This window comes from Sphingomonas sp. Leaf62, assembly GCF_001421915.1.
Classification (GTDB): Bacteria; Pseudomonadota; Alphaproteobacteria; order Sphingomonadales; family Sphingomonadaceae; genus Sphingomonas.
Genome location: NZ_LMLN01000004.1, coordinates 208,187 through 222,067, shown reverse-complemented (window position 1 = coordinate 222,067; position 13,881 = coordinate 208,187). Strand labels below are relative to the sequence as shown.

Here is a 13,881-nt window from a genome sequence, read left to right as displayed (position 1 = left end):
GTCGGGGCCAATGGAGACGCACCCATGAAGATATACGGATCGACCATCTCGCCCTTCGTGCGCAAGGCAGTGGTCTTTGCCGAGGAAAAGGGGCTGGAAGCCGAGCTGGTCCCGACCGCGCCGGGCGATACCACACCCGCCTTTCGTGCGATCAGCCCGTTCGGGCAGATCCCGGCGATGGTCGACGGCGACTACGCCCTGTCCGATTCGAGCGCGATCATCGCCTATCTGGAGGCGGAACATCCCGAACCGGCGTTGATCCCGGCCGATGCGCGGCCGCGCGGGCGGACGATCTGGTTCGACGAGTTGGCGGATACGGTGATCTTCGCCACGGGCAGGACGATGTTGTTCAATCGAGTGGTCGGGCCGTTGTTGCGCGGGGTGCCGGGCGATGCGGCGGCGGCGGACCGGGCCGAGCGCGAGCAGTGGCCGCCGATCCTCGCCTATCTGGAACAGGCGGTGACGGGGCGCGACTTTCTGGTCGGGGACGGTTTCACGCTGGCCGATATCGCGGTGACCAGCGCGCTGGCGAGTTCGCTGCACGCGGCCGCGCCGATCGAGGCGGGGGGCCATCCGGAACTGGCGCGCTATCTGAACCGGATGTTGGCGCGGCCGGCCTTTGCCCGGCGGCTGGAGGCGGAGCGCGGGTTCCTTGCCAAGGTACGGAGTAAGATAGGGTGAAGAAGTTTTCGTTCGTGCATTGCCATGGGTCGGGCAATGATTTCCCGCTGATCGATGCGCGGGGCATCGATCTGGCCGATGCCGAATGGGCGCGGGTGGCGCGGGCGCTGGCGGATCGTGCGGGGGATGTCGGCGGCGACGGGCTGTTGCTGCTAACCGGCGAAGATTCCTCGCATAGTTTCGGGATGCGGATGTTCAATCCCGACGGGTCGGAGGCGGAGACGTGCCTGAACGGCCTGCGCTGTACCGCACGGCTGGGGTTCGAGGTGACCGGCACCGAGGCCGGGCGGGTGCGGCTGAAGGTCAGCGATGCCGAGGCACGGCGGGTCGCGCCGATCGCCATGGGCGTCACCACGATCGAGACGAAGGTCGGACCGGTATCGCTGCGGCCGGCGGACGTCGGGCTGACCGTTGGCGACGCGGCGTTCGTCGAGGCGGCGATCCCCGGATTGCCGAGCGAGCGGCGCTTCACCGCCGTCGCCATGCCCAACCCGCATCTGGTGGCGTTCGTCGATGCGGTCGACGATGGCGAGCTGGTGACGCTGGGCGACTGGTGCGAGTGCGGACCGGCGCTGATCCCGGCGCGGGCCAATGTCAGTTTCGTCGAACTGCGCGAAAAGGGGCATGAGCGCGCGCTGTTCGTGCGGACCTATGAACGCGGTGTCGGGCTGACCAACAGCTGCGGCAGCGCGATGGCGGCGTCGACGCTGGCGGCGGCGCGGACCGGGCGGATCGGCTGGAGCGTCGAGACGCGGGTCTTCAACCGGGGCGGCATGGTGCGCGCGACGGCCGATGTCGGCGACGTGGTGACGATCGCGGGCAATGCGACGTTCGCATGGGACGGGGAAATCGAGGTCGATCCGGCGACCGGTGCGGTCGGGCCGCTGCGGATCGTGGCGCGGCGCGAGGACGAAGTCGCGGCGTGGGAGGCGATGCTCGCGGGGTTGTGAGGGCGGCCCTTGCTCGCGGCCCGTTCGGTTCGAGCTTGTCGAGGAGGGGTGGCTCAAGCGGGCCGGGTTCTCGACGGACGCTTCTCGACAGGCTCGAAGCTGCTCGAACTGAACGGGGGGAGGAAGCCGCGCCTCCCTTGACCGAAGCCTGCGGAGTATAGTCACGCGGTGATGGCGCGTGCGACGTTCGCAGAGGCCTTCATCGATCCGCCTCTCGCGGAGCGCCTGCCCCGCGAGATGGATTGATGCGTGGTTAGGCCGTCCGCGCCAGCATCGCCGCTTCGACGCTTTGCAGCCCCTCCGCGCTCGCGATCGCGAGGTCGAGCGGGCGTCCGCCAAGGGCGTCGTCATGGTCGTTCAGGAACGCCATCGCCTTGTCGCGCTCGCCGAAGCGGCGAAAGGCGCTGGTCGCGACCTGACCCTGACGACTGGCCTGATCGGGGGTGAGGCGCACCGTCGTGTACTTGCGCTTGAAGCGCATCGCCCCTGGCTTGCGCGGGGTTTCGACCGGCGCTTCGGCCACGGCCTCGACGGGCAGTTCGGCCACGGCGTCGGCGGGCAGGTCGGCCAGCGTGTCGGGGGCGGCGGTCATGCCGCCACCATCCGGCCGGATGCACCGAGCATGCTGCGCACCGTTTCGATCTTGGTTTCGTAGCAGCGCGCGGTGCCGTCGTGCGACTCGCGCGCCTCGTTCGTGGCGGCCGAGGCCGCGCGCATCAGCGCCACCTGATGGCGGTGCAGCAAATCGTTGAGGTCCATAATCGACGCTCCCAACAGCGTAAGCGGAAGCACGCGAGTCTCCCGGTCGCTGGCGCCTACGGACCATCTGCCAACGATGCAACCTATATGGGGATGCGGTGCGCCCGTCGCCATGGCCGGCGCAAAACGAACCAAATAGGAACATTGCGCTTGACATCGTCACGCTCATCTGGCACAAAACAGGAACAGTGAGGAATTGCGGATCGGGACCGGGCGGCGACGCCTTCGGCCCCGTTTCGCGTCCGGGGCACGCGATCGGGGGGAAGGCGATGGAGCGGGAGAAAGTGCTTACCAGCGGCGGCAGGCGACCGGTGCAACAGCAGCGGATCGCCGCCGGATGGACGCCATCACGCCGCGCGCAGTTTCTGGACCATGTAGCCGCGACCTGTAACGTCCGGGCGGCGACCGAAGCGGTCGGGCTGACGCAGGCCAGCGTTTATGCCCTGCGCCGACGCGACGTTGCCTTTGCCGAACAGTGGCGAATGGCGCTGCTGGCCGGGTACGACCGGCTGGAAGAGATGCTGGTATCCAAAGCGATCGCCGCGTTGGAGGATGTTCCGGCCGGCGATCCCGACAAGGTCGTCACCGGCCCGATCAGCGTCGAACAGGCGATCCGTCTGCTCGATCGGCATCAGGCGCTGGTCAAGCAGGGCACCGGGCGGCGCGAGGCGCAGTTGCGGGCGACGCAGGCCGAAACGGACGCGATGCTCATCAAGCGGATCAAGGCGATGCGTGGCAAGCTGGAGCGTCGGACATGAGCGAGATGGATCCGCTGGTCCGGGCATTGGCCGAGATGGACGATGTGCAACTCGAACGAACATTGTCGCGCCTGACACCGCACCGCCGCCGCGAATTGGCGACGCGGTGGAAGCTGTGGGCGCATGACGGTCAGACGATCGCCGACAATGACTGGACGGTATGGCTGATCCAGGCGGGGCGCGGGTTCGGCAAGACCCATGCCGGTGCCGAATGGGTCTGCGAACAGGCAGCCGATCGGCGCGACCTGCGCATCGCGCTGGTCGGGGCGACCCGGCGCGACGTCGAACAAGTGATGATCCGGGGACCCGCCGGCGTGCTGGCGATCGGACGGCATTTCGGGCCGGTGACCTATCGGCCGTCGCACGGATTGGTTGAATTCGGTTCGGGTGCCCGTGCCTATATCTACGCCGCCGAGAGCGGCGAGAACCTGCGCGGTCCCGAACACCATATCGCGTGGTGCGACGAGCTGGCCAAATGGCGCAATGCCGATGCGACATGGGACAATCTGATGATGGGGATGCGGCTGGGCGAGCAGCCGCAGACGCTGGTGACGACGACGCCGCGCGTCGTGCCGCTGCTGCGGCGCATCCGGGCGATGCCGGGCGTGCGGATCACCGGCGGGCGGACCTATGACAATGTCCATCTGCCCAAAAGCTATGTCGCGCAGGTCGAGGGCAGTTATGCCGGGACGAGGCTGGGGCGGCAGGAGCTGGACGGCGAGCTGATCGAGGAGGTGGCAGGCGCGCTGTGGCAACGATCGCTGATCGAGGAACGGCGGGTGGCGACCACGCCGACGCTGGTGCGGGTGGTCGTGGGGGTCGATCCGCCGGCGGGGGTTGACGGCGATGCGTGCGGAATCGTCGCGGTGGGCCTTGGCGAGGATGGCCATGGCTATGTGCTGGCCGATGCGAGCGTGGCCGGCCTGTCGCCCGAGGGCTGGGCCGGGGCCGTCGCGGCATGCGCGGCGCGGCACGGCGCGGACCGGGTGGTGGCGGAATCGAACCAGGGCGGGGCGATGGTCGCCAGCGTGCTGCGCGCGGCGGAGGCCGGCTTGCCGGTCACGCTGGTCCACGCATCGCGGGGGAAGGCGGCGCGGGCCGAGCCGATCGTGGCGCTGTACGAGCATGGCCGGGCGTTCCATGTCGGCGCGTTCCCGGCGCTGGAGGACGAATTGTGCGGGCTGATCGCCGGGGGCGGCTATCAGGGGCCGGGGCGGTCGCCCGACCGGGCCGATGCGATGGTGTGGGCGATGCAGGAGTTGATGTTCGGGCGGCGCGGGGTCGCGACGGTTCGGGNNGGGGGGATCGAGCGAGCCTTTGGCTCGCGCGCTGCGCGCTGACCCCTCTCCCAGCTTCGACTAGGCCTTTGCTGTGCAAAGACCAAGTCTGCGCAACCCTCTCCCCTTGAAAGGGGAGAGGGAAGATGGGCGGTCATCTTTGGTTTCGGGAGAATTGCCATGAAATGGTTCGGACGCAGGTCCGGGCGCGACGGGTCGCGTCCGGTGTTGGCGCGTGGCGGCACCGGTGCGGTGCTGTGGCGCGAGGGGAGCGGGCCGGCGGCGGGGGGGTGGGCGCAGGGCTATGAGGCGCAGGTGCGCGCCGCCTATCTGGGCAATCCTATCGCGCAGCGCGCGGTGCGGCTGGTGGCGGAGGGGGTCGCGTCGATGCCGGTCGTGGGCGACGCGCGGGCGGTGGCGCTGGTCGCGGCGCGGTCGGCGGGGCAGGAATTGCTGGAGAGCGTGGCCGCGCAACTGCTGCTGCACGGCAATGCCTATATCCAGTTGATTGAGGACGGGGCGGGCGGGATCGGCGAGCTGTATGCGCTGCGGCCCGAGCGGGTGACCGTGGAGGCGGATGCGGCGGGCTGGCCGGTCGCGTACCGGTATCGGGTGGGCGAGCGGGTGACGCGCATCGCGGCCGAGGACGGCGCGGGCCGCCCGGCGGTGGTGCACATTCGCGGCTTCCACCCGCTCGACGATCATTATGGCCTCGGGTGTCTGGGCGCGGCGGCGGGGGCGGTGGCGATCCATAACGAGGCGGCGCGGTGGAACAAGGCGCTGCTCGACAATGCCGCGCGGCCTTCCGGGGCGCTGGTCCATGATCCGGGCGATGGCGGGGTGTTGTCGGGCGAGCAGTTCGACCGGCTGCGCGCGCAGATGGACGATGCCTTTGCCGGGGCGGCCAATGCCGGGCGGCCGATGCTGCTCGACGGCGGTCTCAAATGGCAGGCGATGAGCCTGACGCCGGCGGACATGGATTTCGTGGGGTTGAAGGCACAGGCGGCGCGCGAGATCGCGCTGGCGTTCGGGGTGCCGCCGCTGCTGCTGGGGCTGCCGGGGGACAATACGTTTGCGAATTATCGCGAGGCGAACCGGGCGCTGTGGCGGCAGACGATCGTGCCGCTGGGCGAGCGGGTGCTGGCCGCGCTGGGGCAGGCGATCGACGGGTGGATCGGGAGCGGGGCGCTTGGCGTCGATCTCGACCGGGTGGTGGCGCTGAGCGACGAGCGCGACCAGTTGTGGGCGCGGGTGGCGGGGGCGGATTTCCTGACGCCGGAGGAGAAGCGGGCGTTGGTGGGGTTGTGACCGACCTTAGCGGGGCAGGTCGCAGGTCATGGTCAGGCGGTCGAAACTGCCCCCGGCCTGGGTGCAGCGTTTCCCCTTCAGCACGGGCAGCGCGAAGGTGAAGGCGAGGAGGGCCGCGCCGAAGGCGGCGAAGATGATGCGCAGGCGGGGTCTCACCGACACGCCGCTAGCACAGATGGCAGGAGACAGGCGATGGGCGACGGGGTGCTGCTGGCGCAGCTGATGGGACAGGCGGCGAGCGATGGCGCCGACCTGCAGACGCTGCGGGCGATCGCGGAGGAGGCGGGCGAACTGGGCGCGAGCCGGGCGATGGCGCGGATCGGGCTGTCGGATGCGGCGGCGGCGGGCGATGTGCAGGAACTGCGCGAGCTGTTGAAGGCGTGGCGCGATGCCAAGCGATCGGCGGTGCGCGCGGCGCTGGCATGGGTGATGCGGATGGTGTTCGCGCTGCTGCTGGTCGGGATCGCGGTGAAGAGCGGGTGGCCCGAATGGGCGCGGTGAGGTTCGCAGGGTACGCCGCGATCTTCGGGCGGGCCGACCGGGGCGGCGATGTGGTGCTGCCCGGCGCGCTGACGGCGGTCGGGCGGGTGCCGCTGCTGTGGCAGCATCGGGGCGATCCGATCGGGACGGTCGAGCTGGCCGGCGAGGATGCGCGGGGCTTGCGGGTGATCGGTCGGATCGACGGGGGCGAGGCGGCACGGCTGGTCGGCTGCGGGGCGGTGACCGGGCTGTCGTTCGGATACCGCGCGACGCAGGTGCAGCAGGGCGCGTGGCGGACGATCGCGGCGGCGGAACTGGTCGAGGTCAGTATCGTCGCGCAGCCGATGCAGCCGCTGGCTCGGATTCATGCCGTCGAGGACGGGTGATCCTGCGGTTTCACAATCATTTTTCAACCGAAGGGGTGTCGCAGGTGCGGCGCCCCTTTTTGCATGGGGAAGAGGGTATGACGATCGATACGCTGGTGGGAAGCTTTTCGGGTGCGGGTGTCGGTGGCAGCCGGCCGATGCTGAGCGGGGCCGCGCCGGGGGGTGGCTTCGGTGCGTTCGTGCGCAGCGGGTCCGAGGTCGAGACCAAGGCGGTGGCCGGGACCAGCGATGCCGCGGGCGGCGTGGCGGTGCCGCGCGAGATCGATGCGATGATCGGCGCGACGCTGAAGAGTGCCAGCCCGATCCGCCGCATCGCGCAGGTCGTGAGCGTCGGCACGGCGGGCTATCGCAAGCTGGTCACCAGCGGCGGCACGCCATCGGGCTGGGCGAGCGAAGGCGGCGCGCGGCCGGAGACGGCGACGCCGACCTTCAACGAGATCGCACCGCCGATGGGCGAGCTCTACGCCAATCCGGCGGCGAGTCAGGCGATGCTGGATGATGCCGCGTTCGATGTCGAGCAATGGCTGGCCGGCGAGATCGCGAGCGAGTTCGCCCGCGCGGAAGGGCAGGCGTTCGTTAGCGGTAACGGCGTCGGGCGGCCGCGCGGGTTCCTGACCGGGCCGACCGCCGCGACCGGCGATGCGACGCGGGCGTTCGGGACGATGCAGTATCTGGCGAGCGGGGCGGCGGCGGACTTTGGCGCTGAGCCCGAGAACCGGCTGATCGATCTGGTCCAGGCGTTGCGCGGGGCGTATCGGCAGGGTGCGACCTTCGTGATGAATGCGCAGACCGCGGCGCGCATCCGCAAGTTCAAGAGTGCCGAGGGCGCGTTCCTGTGGATGCCGGGGCTGGCGGCGGGGCAGCCCGATACGCTGCTGGGCTATCCGGTGGTCGAGGCGGAGGACATGCCGGACATCGCGGNNNCGGGCAGTTTCCCGATCGCGTTCGGTAATTTCCGGGCAGGGTATCTGATCACCGAGCGGGCCGAGACGCAGATCCTGCGCGATCCGTATTCGAACAAGCCGTTCGTCCATTTCTACGCGACCAAGCGCGTCGGCGGGGCGGTGGTCAATTCGGAGGCGATCAAGCTGCTGAAGATCGCAGCGGCTTAATGGGTCGGGGCGGGGATAGCCCGCCCCGAGACGGTGCCGGCCCGCTCCCCCCACCCGGCCACCCATCGAGAATACCGTGTGGGTGGCCGGGTGGGGNGAGCGGGCCGGCACCGCCATCCGCGTGAGCGGATCAAAAAACGGGAGATGTATATGAGCGCAGCGCCTTTTCCGGCGGCGGCGATCGCGGGGGTGCGCGCGGCGGCGCGGGACTATCTGCGGATCACCGGCAGTGCCGAGGATGCGGTGATCGATCGGCTGGCGGCGAGCGCGCTGGCGCTGGCCGAGGCCTATACCGGGACCGCGATCCTCGCGCGGCCGCACGAGGCGATGATGGCGGCGAGCGGCGAGTGGCGGGCGCTGCCGGTGGGGCCGGTCAGCGCGATCGTCGCGGTCGCGCCGGTCACGGCGATCGATATCGATGCCGACGGGACGGGATGGGTGCGGATGGCGGCGGCCAGCCCGGTGCACTTCACCGCCGGGATCGCAGCGACGTGGGAGGCGGTGCCGGCGGCGGTCGCGCAAGGGGTGGTGGTGCTGGTCGCACATCTGTTCGATCAACGAACGGCGAGCGCCGCGCCCCCGGCGGCGGTCGGGGCGCTGTGGCGGCCGTGGCGGCGGATGCAACTGACGGGGGCGCGGCGATGAGGGCGGCGCTGGTGCGGGGCATCGCGGTTGCCGAGCGGCGGGCGGCCGAGATGCAGGCACGGGTAGCTGCGGCAGCGGCGGCGGTGCCGGGGGTGCGGGCCGAAGCAGTCGACGATGCGGTGGTGCTGTCGGGCAAGGGGCTGGCGCGGCGGACGATCGTCGATCCGCGGTTGCAGGATATCGCGGGGTGGGGGCGATGATCGCGGGGACGCTGTTGCAGGCGATGCTGGTCGCGCGGCTGCGCACGGTGCTGACCGGGGCGAGCGTGTTCGACGCGCCGCCGGTGCGTGCCGCGCGGCCCTTTGTCGTGGTCGACATGCCGGTGCTGTCCGACTGGGGAACCAAGGATGCCGCCGGACGCGAGGGGCGGGTGGTCGTGCAACTGTTCGACGATGGCGAGGTGCCGGTGCGGCTGCGGACGCTGGCGGCGGCGGCGGAATGGGCGGTGCTGTCCGCGCCTGCGGCTCTGGCGGGGTGGCGGATCGTCAGTCTGGTGTTCGTGCGCAGCCGGGTGGTGCGCGACGGCAAGGGCTGGATCGGATCGGTCGAGTTTCGGGTGCGGATGCTGGCGGGGTGAGCTTTTCGCTCCCCTCCCTTGTCAGGGAGGGGAGCGGGACTGCGATTTGCAACATCGGGAGAATGACATGGCGGCGGAGAAGGGGAGTGCGTTCCTGCTGAAGATCGGGAACGGGGCCGTGCCGGTGGCCTATGCGACGGTCGCGGGGCTGCGCACGACGCAGTTGAGCGTCAATGGCGAGGCGGTTGCGATCACCAGCAAGGATTCGGGCGGGTGGCGCGAACTGCTGTCGGGCGCGGGGGTGCGGTCGGTCAGCGTGTCGGGGGCGGGGGTGTTCACCGGATCGGCGGCGGAGGTCCGGCTGCGGGCCAATGCGCTGGCCGGCACGATCGAGGAGTATCGGCTGACCTTCGAAGGGGGCGAGACGATGACCGGACGGTTTCTCGTCACGCGGCTCGACTATGCCGGCGATTATAATGGCGAGCGCAATTACACGCTGGCGCTCGAATCCTCCGGCCCGGTGGTGTCGGCATGAGCGGCGCGGCGAATGCCGTGCGCGGCGAGGCCAGCCTGCGGGTGCGCGGCGAGACGCTGGTGCTGCGGCCGAGCTTTGCCGCGCTGGTCGCGGCGGAGGGCGAGGTCGGGTCGCTGTTCGCACTGGTCGAGCGGGCGGCGGCGGGGCGGCTGACGCTGGCCGACCTGATTGCGCTGCTGTGGCATTGCCTGCGCGATCCGGTGGCGATGTCGCGCGAGGAGTTTGCCGATGCGGTGACGGCGGCCGGGATCGCCGCGGCGACGCCGGCGCTCAAACAACTGATCGCGCAGATATTGGGCGGGCGGTGAGTTTTGCCGAGGGCGCGGCCCGGGCGGCCGGGCTGGCGGGAGTGGCGTTCGGGTGGTGCCCGGACGCCTTTTGGGCGGCGACGCCCGCCGAACTGGGCGCGCTGGTGCAGGCGGTGCGGGGCGATGCGCCCGCCCCCTGCGACCGCGCGACGATCGACACGCTGAAGGAGCGTTTTCCCGATGGATGAGGAAATCGAACGGCTGATCGTGCGCGTGCGCGCCGATACCGCCGGGTTCGCCGGCGACGTGGCGGCGATGCAGGCCAGTCTGGACGGGCCGTTTGCCGGCGGGGTCGAGCGGGCAGGGCGCGCGATCGAGACCGCGCTGGGCCGCGCGATCCGCACCGGCAAGCTGGATTTCGACGATCTGCGCGATACCGCACTGAAGGTGCTGGCGGAGATCGCGGCGGCGGCGGTGCTGGGGTCGGGCGGCGGTGGCGGCGGCGTGGCGGGCGGGATCGCCGGCGTGCTGGGTGCGCTGGTCGGCGGCGCACCGGGGCGGGCGACGGGCGGACCGGTCAGCCCGGCGCGACCCTATCTGGTCGGCGAGCGCGGGCCGGAATTGTTCGTGCCGACCAGCAGCGGACAGGTGGTGGCGATGCAGGGCGGGCCTGCGCGCGACGTGCGGGTGGCGATCACCGTCCATGCGCCGGGGCAGGATGCGCCGCGCGCGCTGCAACAATCGAGCCGGCAGGTCGCGCGGGCGGTGCGTGCCGCGCTGATGGAGGCTTGAGATGGGGCATTGGCTGGCCGAACAGCGGACGGTGCAGGACGAAGGCGTGCTGACGCGGTTCGATCCGGTGTACTGGACCGTCGATTTTCCGCGACCGATGATGGCGTCGGTGGTGACGACCGCGCCGGATGCGCTGCGGGTAACATGCGTATTCTATCGGCGCGACGATCTGGCGGGGCTGATCTGGGCGTCGGAGGATCGGCACGACCATGTGCTGCTGCGATACGCAACGTCGCGCGATTATCGCGACTGCCGGTTGCGGTTTCGCTGGCGCTCGGCGGGGCTTCGGCCGCTGGATGCGACGCATGGGCCGGTGCTGACGATCGAGGGGCGCGATGCCGAGGGGGTGGCGCGGGCGTGGTATGTGCGGCTGTGGAACTATGCCACGGGGACGCCCGACGATGCGGAGATCGCGATCGATTTCGCGAACGTCGTCGGCGGGTACCGGCTGCCCGACGATGCGGTGCCGGTCTGGGCGGGCGATGTCGACCGGATGTTCGTGTCGCTGGTGCCGCCGGACTATGATGCGGGCGACGGATTTCTCAGCAGCCCGTCGGAGGGTTGGGTCGAGCTGTCGGCGATCCGGTGCGACGGGCCGGGATCGGTGCTGGCGATCGGTGAGGTCGTGGTGCCCGAACATGGGCTGCGCATCGCGAGCGGCTATGACGACAGCTATCACCTGACGCCCGCGCGGTTGCTGCACAATGCGTTGCGGCTGGGGTATCGTGGTGCCCTCGTCCACTATGTCGGGATGAGCCATTATTTCCGGCTCGAACGCTCAGGCGACGAGCTGTTCGTGTCGCTGGCCGGGGGCGTGCTGAACGGCCCGTGCGTGGCGTGGCATCGCGACTTTGCGGCGCGTGCCGACGCGCTGGGCTATGATCCTATCTGGTCGCTTAGTTACGAGTTGTTCGACGCGCATTGCTGGGGCGACTGGAAACAGCGGGCGAGCGACGGGTCGCCGGCGCTGACCGGATGGGTGCCGCCATCGACGCTGTTGTCGCCCGCGCATGGCGGGGCCATGGCGTATTTGCAGGCGGTGGCGCGGGCGTTCGTCGGGATCGCGCGCGCGGCGGGGGGCAAGGGGCGGTTTCAGGTCGGCGAACCATGGTGGTGGGTGACGACCGATCATCGCATCTGCCTGTACGATGCGGCGGCGAAGGCGGCACTCGGCGGCAATCCGGTGGTGATCGACGATGTTCGCGGCGAGTTGACCGCCGCGAAGCGGGCGGTGCTCGACCGGGCGGGGCAATTACTGGCGGCATCGACGGCGGCGCTGGTCGCGACCGCGCGGGGGGCGGGGGCGGAACAGGCGTTGCTGCTCGCCTATCTGCCGACGATCCTCGACGCGGCCAGTCCGCAGGTGAAGCGGGCCAATCTGCCGGTCGGCTGGGCCAAACCGGCGTTCGATGTGCTGCAACTGGAGGATTATGACTGGGCGGCGACCGGCAATGTCGGGTCGACCGCGCGCGGCGTGAGCGCGGCGGGGGCACGGCTCGGCTATCCGGTCGACGAGCAGCATTATTTTTCGGGGTTCGTGCTGCGGCATGAGGATCGTGGCCAGTGGCCGGCGATCACGGCGGCGGCGGAGGTCGGGCGGGCGCGGGGGGTGGCGGAGACGTTCGTCTGGGCGCTGCCGCAGGTGTTGCGCGACGGGTTCACCTATTTCGAGGAGGAGGGAGCGATGGAGGCGTTCGATGACGTGCGCTTTCCGCTGGCGCTGGGCGCGCAGGCGGAGGTGATGCCGGAGACGTCGACCGCGATCGCGGTGGGGGCCGGGGGTGCGGAGGCGCGCAATGTCGACTGGGCCGAACCGCGCACGCGCTATGATGTCGGACCGGGCGTCCGGTCGGAGCGCGACGTGGCGGTGCTGCTCGATTTCTTTCGGGCACGGCTGGGGCCGGCGCGGGGGTTCCGGTTGCAGGACCCGTTCGATCACGCGACGGGGGTGCCGCCCGCATTCGGCGACGTGGCGATCGGGACCGGCGACGGGATGACGACGCGGTTCGCGCTGGTGAAGCGATACGGTGCGATGGTGCGGCGGATCACCCGGCCGGTGGCGGGCAGCGTGCGGGTCGGCGTCGGTGGCGTCGAGACGCAGGGCTTTGCGGTGGTCGCCGGCGGCTGGGTGCAGCTCGATGTCGCACCGGCGAGGGGTGTGGCGGTAACGGCGGGCTTCGCGTTCGACGTGGCCGTACGCTTTGCCGAGGACCGGTTGCAGGTGGCGCGCGCGACCTTTGGCGCGGCGAGCGCCGCCAGCGTGCCCTTGATCGAGGTGCGCGAGCCATGAGCGCGGTGACGACGCTGACGTGGTGCTGGCGGATCGACCGGCGCGACGGGGTGACGATCGGCCTCACCGCGCATGACCGCGATCTGGTGGTCGATGGCCTGTTGTATCGCGCCGCGCCGGGGATGGTGCCGTCGGCGATCGTGCGTGACGACACGCTCGACGCGCCGGTGATGGCGGTCGAGGGGGCGCTGAGCCATGCCGCGATCGGTGAGCGCGACCTGATGGCGGGGCGCTATGACGGGGCGCGGGTGGCGGTGTTCGCGGTCGACTGGGAAACGCCGGGGACGCCGGTGCCGGTCGCGACGGGGCGGATCGGCGGGGTCGAGACGCGGCGCGGGCGTTTCTCGGCAGAACTGCTGGGGGGCGAGGTGCGGCTCGATGCGCCGGTGGTGGAGGCGACCTCGCCGGGGTGCCGCGCGACGCTGGGCGACAGGCGGTGCCGGGTGGCGATGGCCGGGCGGCGGCGGATGGTGCGGGTGACGGCGCAGGATGGCGCGCGGCTGTCGCTGGCGGGCGGGGCGGGCTTTGCGCGCGGGCGGCTGCGGTGGATCGGCGGTGCCAATAGCGGGCTGTCGGCGGTAATCCTTGCCGGGGACGCGGCCGGCGTGACGCTGGAACTGCCGCCGCGGTTCGAGGGCAAGGGCGCGCTGGTCGAGATCGCCGAGGGGTGCGACGGCACGCTCGACACCTGTCGCGACCGGTTCGGCAATGTGGCGAATTTTCGGGGCGAGCCGTATCTGCCGGGGATCGACCTGCTGACCCGGTATCCGGGGGCATGAGCGCGCTCGAACGGGCGCGCAGCGTCATCGGGGTGCGGTTCCGGCGGCAGGGGCGCGGGGCGGGCGGGTTCGACTGTGTCGGGCTGGTCGGCTGGGCGCATAAGGTCGACGTGCCGGCGGACTATCCCGGGCGCAGCGGCGATGCGACGCGGGTCGTGACGGTGCTGGCGGCGGCAGGGTTTCGGCGGGTCGATCGGGCGATGGCCGGCGATGTGCTGCTGCTGCTGGGCGGGCCGGGGCAGTTGCATCTGGGGCTGTCGACCGGGGGCGGTATCCTGCACGCCGATGCGGTGGCGCGGGCGGTGGTCGAGCGGCGCGACGTGCCGTGGCCGATCCTGAGCATCTGGCGGAAATAGGAGAGACA

The 13,881-nt window shown here is 70.7% G+C and carries 20 protein-coding genes and 2 pseudogenes; 19 read left to right on the top strand and 3 right to left on the bottom strand.

The window, feature by feature from the left end; all coding sequences use genetic code 11:
- Positions 1–24 precede the first annotated feature (24 nt).
- Both ASE91_RS04120 and dapF read left to right on the top strand, forming a co-directional pair.
- Entirely contained in the window at positions 25–681 is a 657-nt protein-coding gene (locus tag ASE91_RS04120) for a glutathione S-transferase family protein (RefSeq protein ID WP_056622936.1), read from the top strand.
- The gene (gene dapF / locus ASE91_RS04115) at positions 678–1,631 is read left to right on the top strand and encodes a diaminopimelate epimerase (protein WP_056622934.1); all 954 of its coding nucleotides are present in this window, start codon (positions 678–680) and stop codon (positions 1,629–1,631) included. The genes ASE91_RS04120 and dapF overlap by 4 nt, the downstream gene beginning before the upstream one ends.
- A gap of 253 nt (positions 1,632–1,884) precedes the next feature.
- On the opposite strand, the gene ASE91_RS04110 is transcribed toward dapF, so the two are convergent.
- Together ASE91_RS04110 and ASE91_RS20050 are read right to left on the bottom strand one after the other, a co-directional pair.
- On the bottom strand, positions 1,885–2,223 hold the full coding sequence (locus ASE91_RS04110; RefSeq protein ID WP_235530300.1) for an antitoxin Xre/MbcA/ParS toxin-binding domain-containing protein: 339 nt from the start codon (positions 2,221–2,223) through the stop codon (positions 1,885–1,887).
- On the bottom strand, positions 2,220–2,390 hold the full coding sequence (locus ASE91_RS20050) for a hypothetical protein (protein ID WP_200910889.1): 171 nt from the start codon (positions 2,388–2,390) through the stop codon (positions 2,220–2,222). The genes ASE91_RS04110 and ASE91_RS20050 overlap by 4 nt, the downstream gene beginning before the upstream one ends.
- A gap of 269 nt (positions 2,391–2,659) precedes the next feature.
- Here ASE91_RS20050 and ASE91_RS04105 point away from each other — a divergent pair, with 269 nt between their 5' ends.
- The 3 genes and pseudogenes from ASE91_RS04105 (at position 2,660) to ASE91_RS04095 (ending at position 5,733) form a co-directional block, all read left to right on the top strand.
- Entirely contained in the window at positions 2,660–3,148 is a 489-nt protein-coding gene (locus ASE91_RS04105; protein WP_056000984.1) for a hypothetical protein, read from the top strand.
- A pseudogene (locus ASE91_RS04100) lies at positions 3,145–4,444 on the top strand (DNA-packaging protein); the annotation flags it as partial. The gene ASE91_RS04105 and the pseudogene ASE91_RS04100, both read left to right, overlap by 4 nt.
- A 161-nt stretch (positions 4,445–4,605) precedes the next feature.
- Complete coding sequence (locus ASE91_RS04095; RefSeq protein ID WP_056622926.1) at positions 4,606–5,733, top strand: phage portal protein; 1,128 nt, start codon at positions 4,606–4,608, stop codon at positions 5,731–5,733.
- Between the two features lie 6 nt (positions 5,734–5,739).
- Here the strand turns inward: ASE91_RS04095 and ASE91_RS19145 are convergent, their stop codons facing one another.
- Complete coding sequence (locus tag ASE91_RS19145) at positions 5,740–5,889, bottom strand: hypothetical protein (RefSeq protein ID WP_156357649.1); 150 nt, start codon at positions 5,887–5,889, stop codon at positions 5,740–5,742.
- A gap of 36 nt (positions 5,890–5,925) precedes the next feature.
- Between ASE91_RS19145 and ASE91_RS04090 the strand changes: the two genes are divergently transcribed.
- The 14 genes and pseudogenes from ASE91_RS04090 (at position 5,926) to ASE91_RS04030 (ending at position 13,873) form a co-directional block, all read left to right on the top strand.
- On the top strand, positions 5,926–6,234 hold the full coding sequence (locus ASE91_RS04090) for a DUF6127 family protein (protein WP_056622923.1): 309 nt from the start codon (positions 5,926–5,928) through the stop codon (positions 6,232–6,234).
- On the top strand, positions 6,222–6,599 hold the full coding sequence (locus ASE91_RS04085) for an HK97 family phage prohead protease (RefSeq protein ID WP_200909558.1): 378 nt from the start codon (positions 6,222–6,224) through the stop codon (positions 6,597–6,599). Before ASE91_RS04090 ends, ASE91_RS04085 begins: the two co-directional genes overlap by 13 nt.
- 77 nt (positions 6,600–6,676) lie before the next feature.
- A pseudogene (locus tag ASE91_RS04080) lies at positions 6,677–7,520 on the top strand (phage major capsid protein); the annotation flags it as partial.
- A gap of 3 nt (positions 7,521–7,523) precedes the next feature.
- On the top strand, positions 7,524–7,711 hold a 188-nt coding region (locus ASE91_RS20410; RefSeq protein ID WP_235530299.1), incomplete at its 5' end, for a phage major capsid protein.
- Between the two features lie 150 nt (positions 7,712–7,861).
- Positions 7,862–8,356, top strand: a complete 495-nt coding sequence (locus ASE91_RS04075; protein ID WP_056623046.1) for a hypothetical protein — start codon at positions 7,862–7,864, stop codon at positions 8,354–8,356.
- Entirely contained in the window at positions 8,353–8,556 is a 204-nt protein-coding gene (locus tag ASE91_RS04070; RefSeq protein ID WP_056000997.1) for a hypothetical protein, read from the top strand. Before ASE91_RS04075 ends, ASE91_RS04070 begins: the two co-directional genes overlap by 4 nt.
- On the top strand, positions 8,553–8,933 hold the full coding sequence (locus tag ASE91_RS04065) for a DUF3168 domain-containing protein (RefSeq protein WP_056622920.1): 381 nt from the start codon (positions 8,553–8,555) through the stop codon (positions 8,931–8,933). Before ASE91_RS04070 ends, ASE91_RS04065 begins: the two co-directional genes overlap by 4 nt.
- A 67-nt stretch (positions 8,934–9,000) precedes the next feature.
- Positions 9,001–9,408 (top strand): phage major tail protein, TP901-1 family, encoded by a 408-nt coding sequence (locus tag ASE91_RS04060; RefSeq protein ID WP_056622918.1) that lies wholly within the window; start codon positions 9,001–9,003, stop codon positions 9,406–9,408.
- The gene (locus ASE91_RS04055) at positions 9,405–9,716 is read left to right on the top strand and encodes a GTA-gp10 family protein (RefSeq protein ID WP_056001002.1); all 312 of its coding nucleotides are present in this window, start codon (positions 9,405–9,407) and stop codon (positions 9,714–9,716) included. The genes ASE91_RS04060 and ASE91_RS04055 overlap by 4 nt, the downstream gene beginning before the upstream one ends.
- On the top strand, positions 9,713–9,904 hold the full coding sequence (locus ASE91_RS04050; RefSeq protein WP_056001004.1) for a phage tail assembly chaperone: 192 nt from the start codon (positions 9,713–9,715) through the stop codon (positions 9,902–9,904). The genes ASE91_RS04055 and ASE91_RS04050 overlap by 4 nt, the downstream gene beginning before the upstream one ends.
- Positions 9,897–10,448 (top strand): tail tape measure protein, encoded by a 552-nt coding sequence (locus ASE91_RS04045; RefSeq protein ID WP_056001007.1) that lies wholly within the window; start codon positions 9,897–9,899, stop codon positions 10,446–10,448. Before ASE91_RS04050 ends, ASE91_RS04045 begins: the two co-directional genes overlap by 8 nt.
- A gap of 1 nt (position 10,449) precedes the next feature.
- On the top strand, positions 10,450–12,738 hold the full coding sequence (locus ASE91_RS04040) for a DUF2460 domain-containing protein (RefSeq protein WP_056622916.1): 2,289 nt from the start codon (positions 10,450–10,452) through the stop codon (positions 12,736–12,738).
- A complete protein-coding gene (locus ASE91_RS04035) occupies positions 12,735–13,517 on the top strand; it encodes a DUF2163 domain-containing protein (protein ID WP_056622912.1) in 783 nt (260 codons plus the stop codon). Before ASE91_RS04040 ends, ASE91_RS04035 begins: the two co-directional genes overlap by 4 nt.
- The gene (locus tag ASE91_RS04030; protein WP_056622908.1) at positions 13,514–13,873 is read left to right on the top strand and encodes a hypothetical protein; all 360 of its coding nucleotides are present in this window, start codon (positions 13,514–13,516) and stop codon (positions 13,871–13,873) included. The genes ASE91_RS04035 and ASE91_RS04030 overlap by 4 nt, the downstream gene beginning before the upstream one ends.
- Positions 13,874–13,881: the final 8 nt, after the last annotated feature.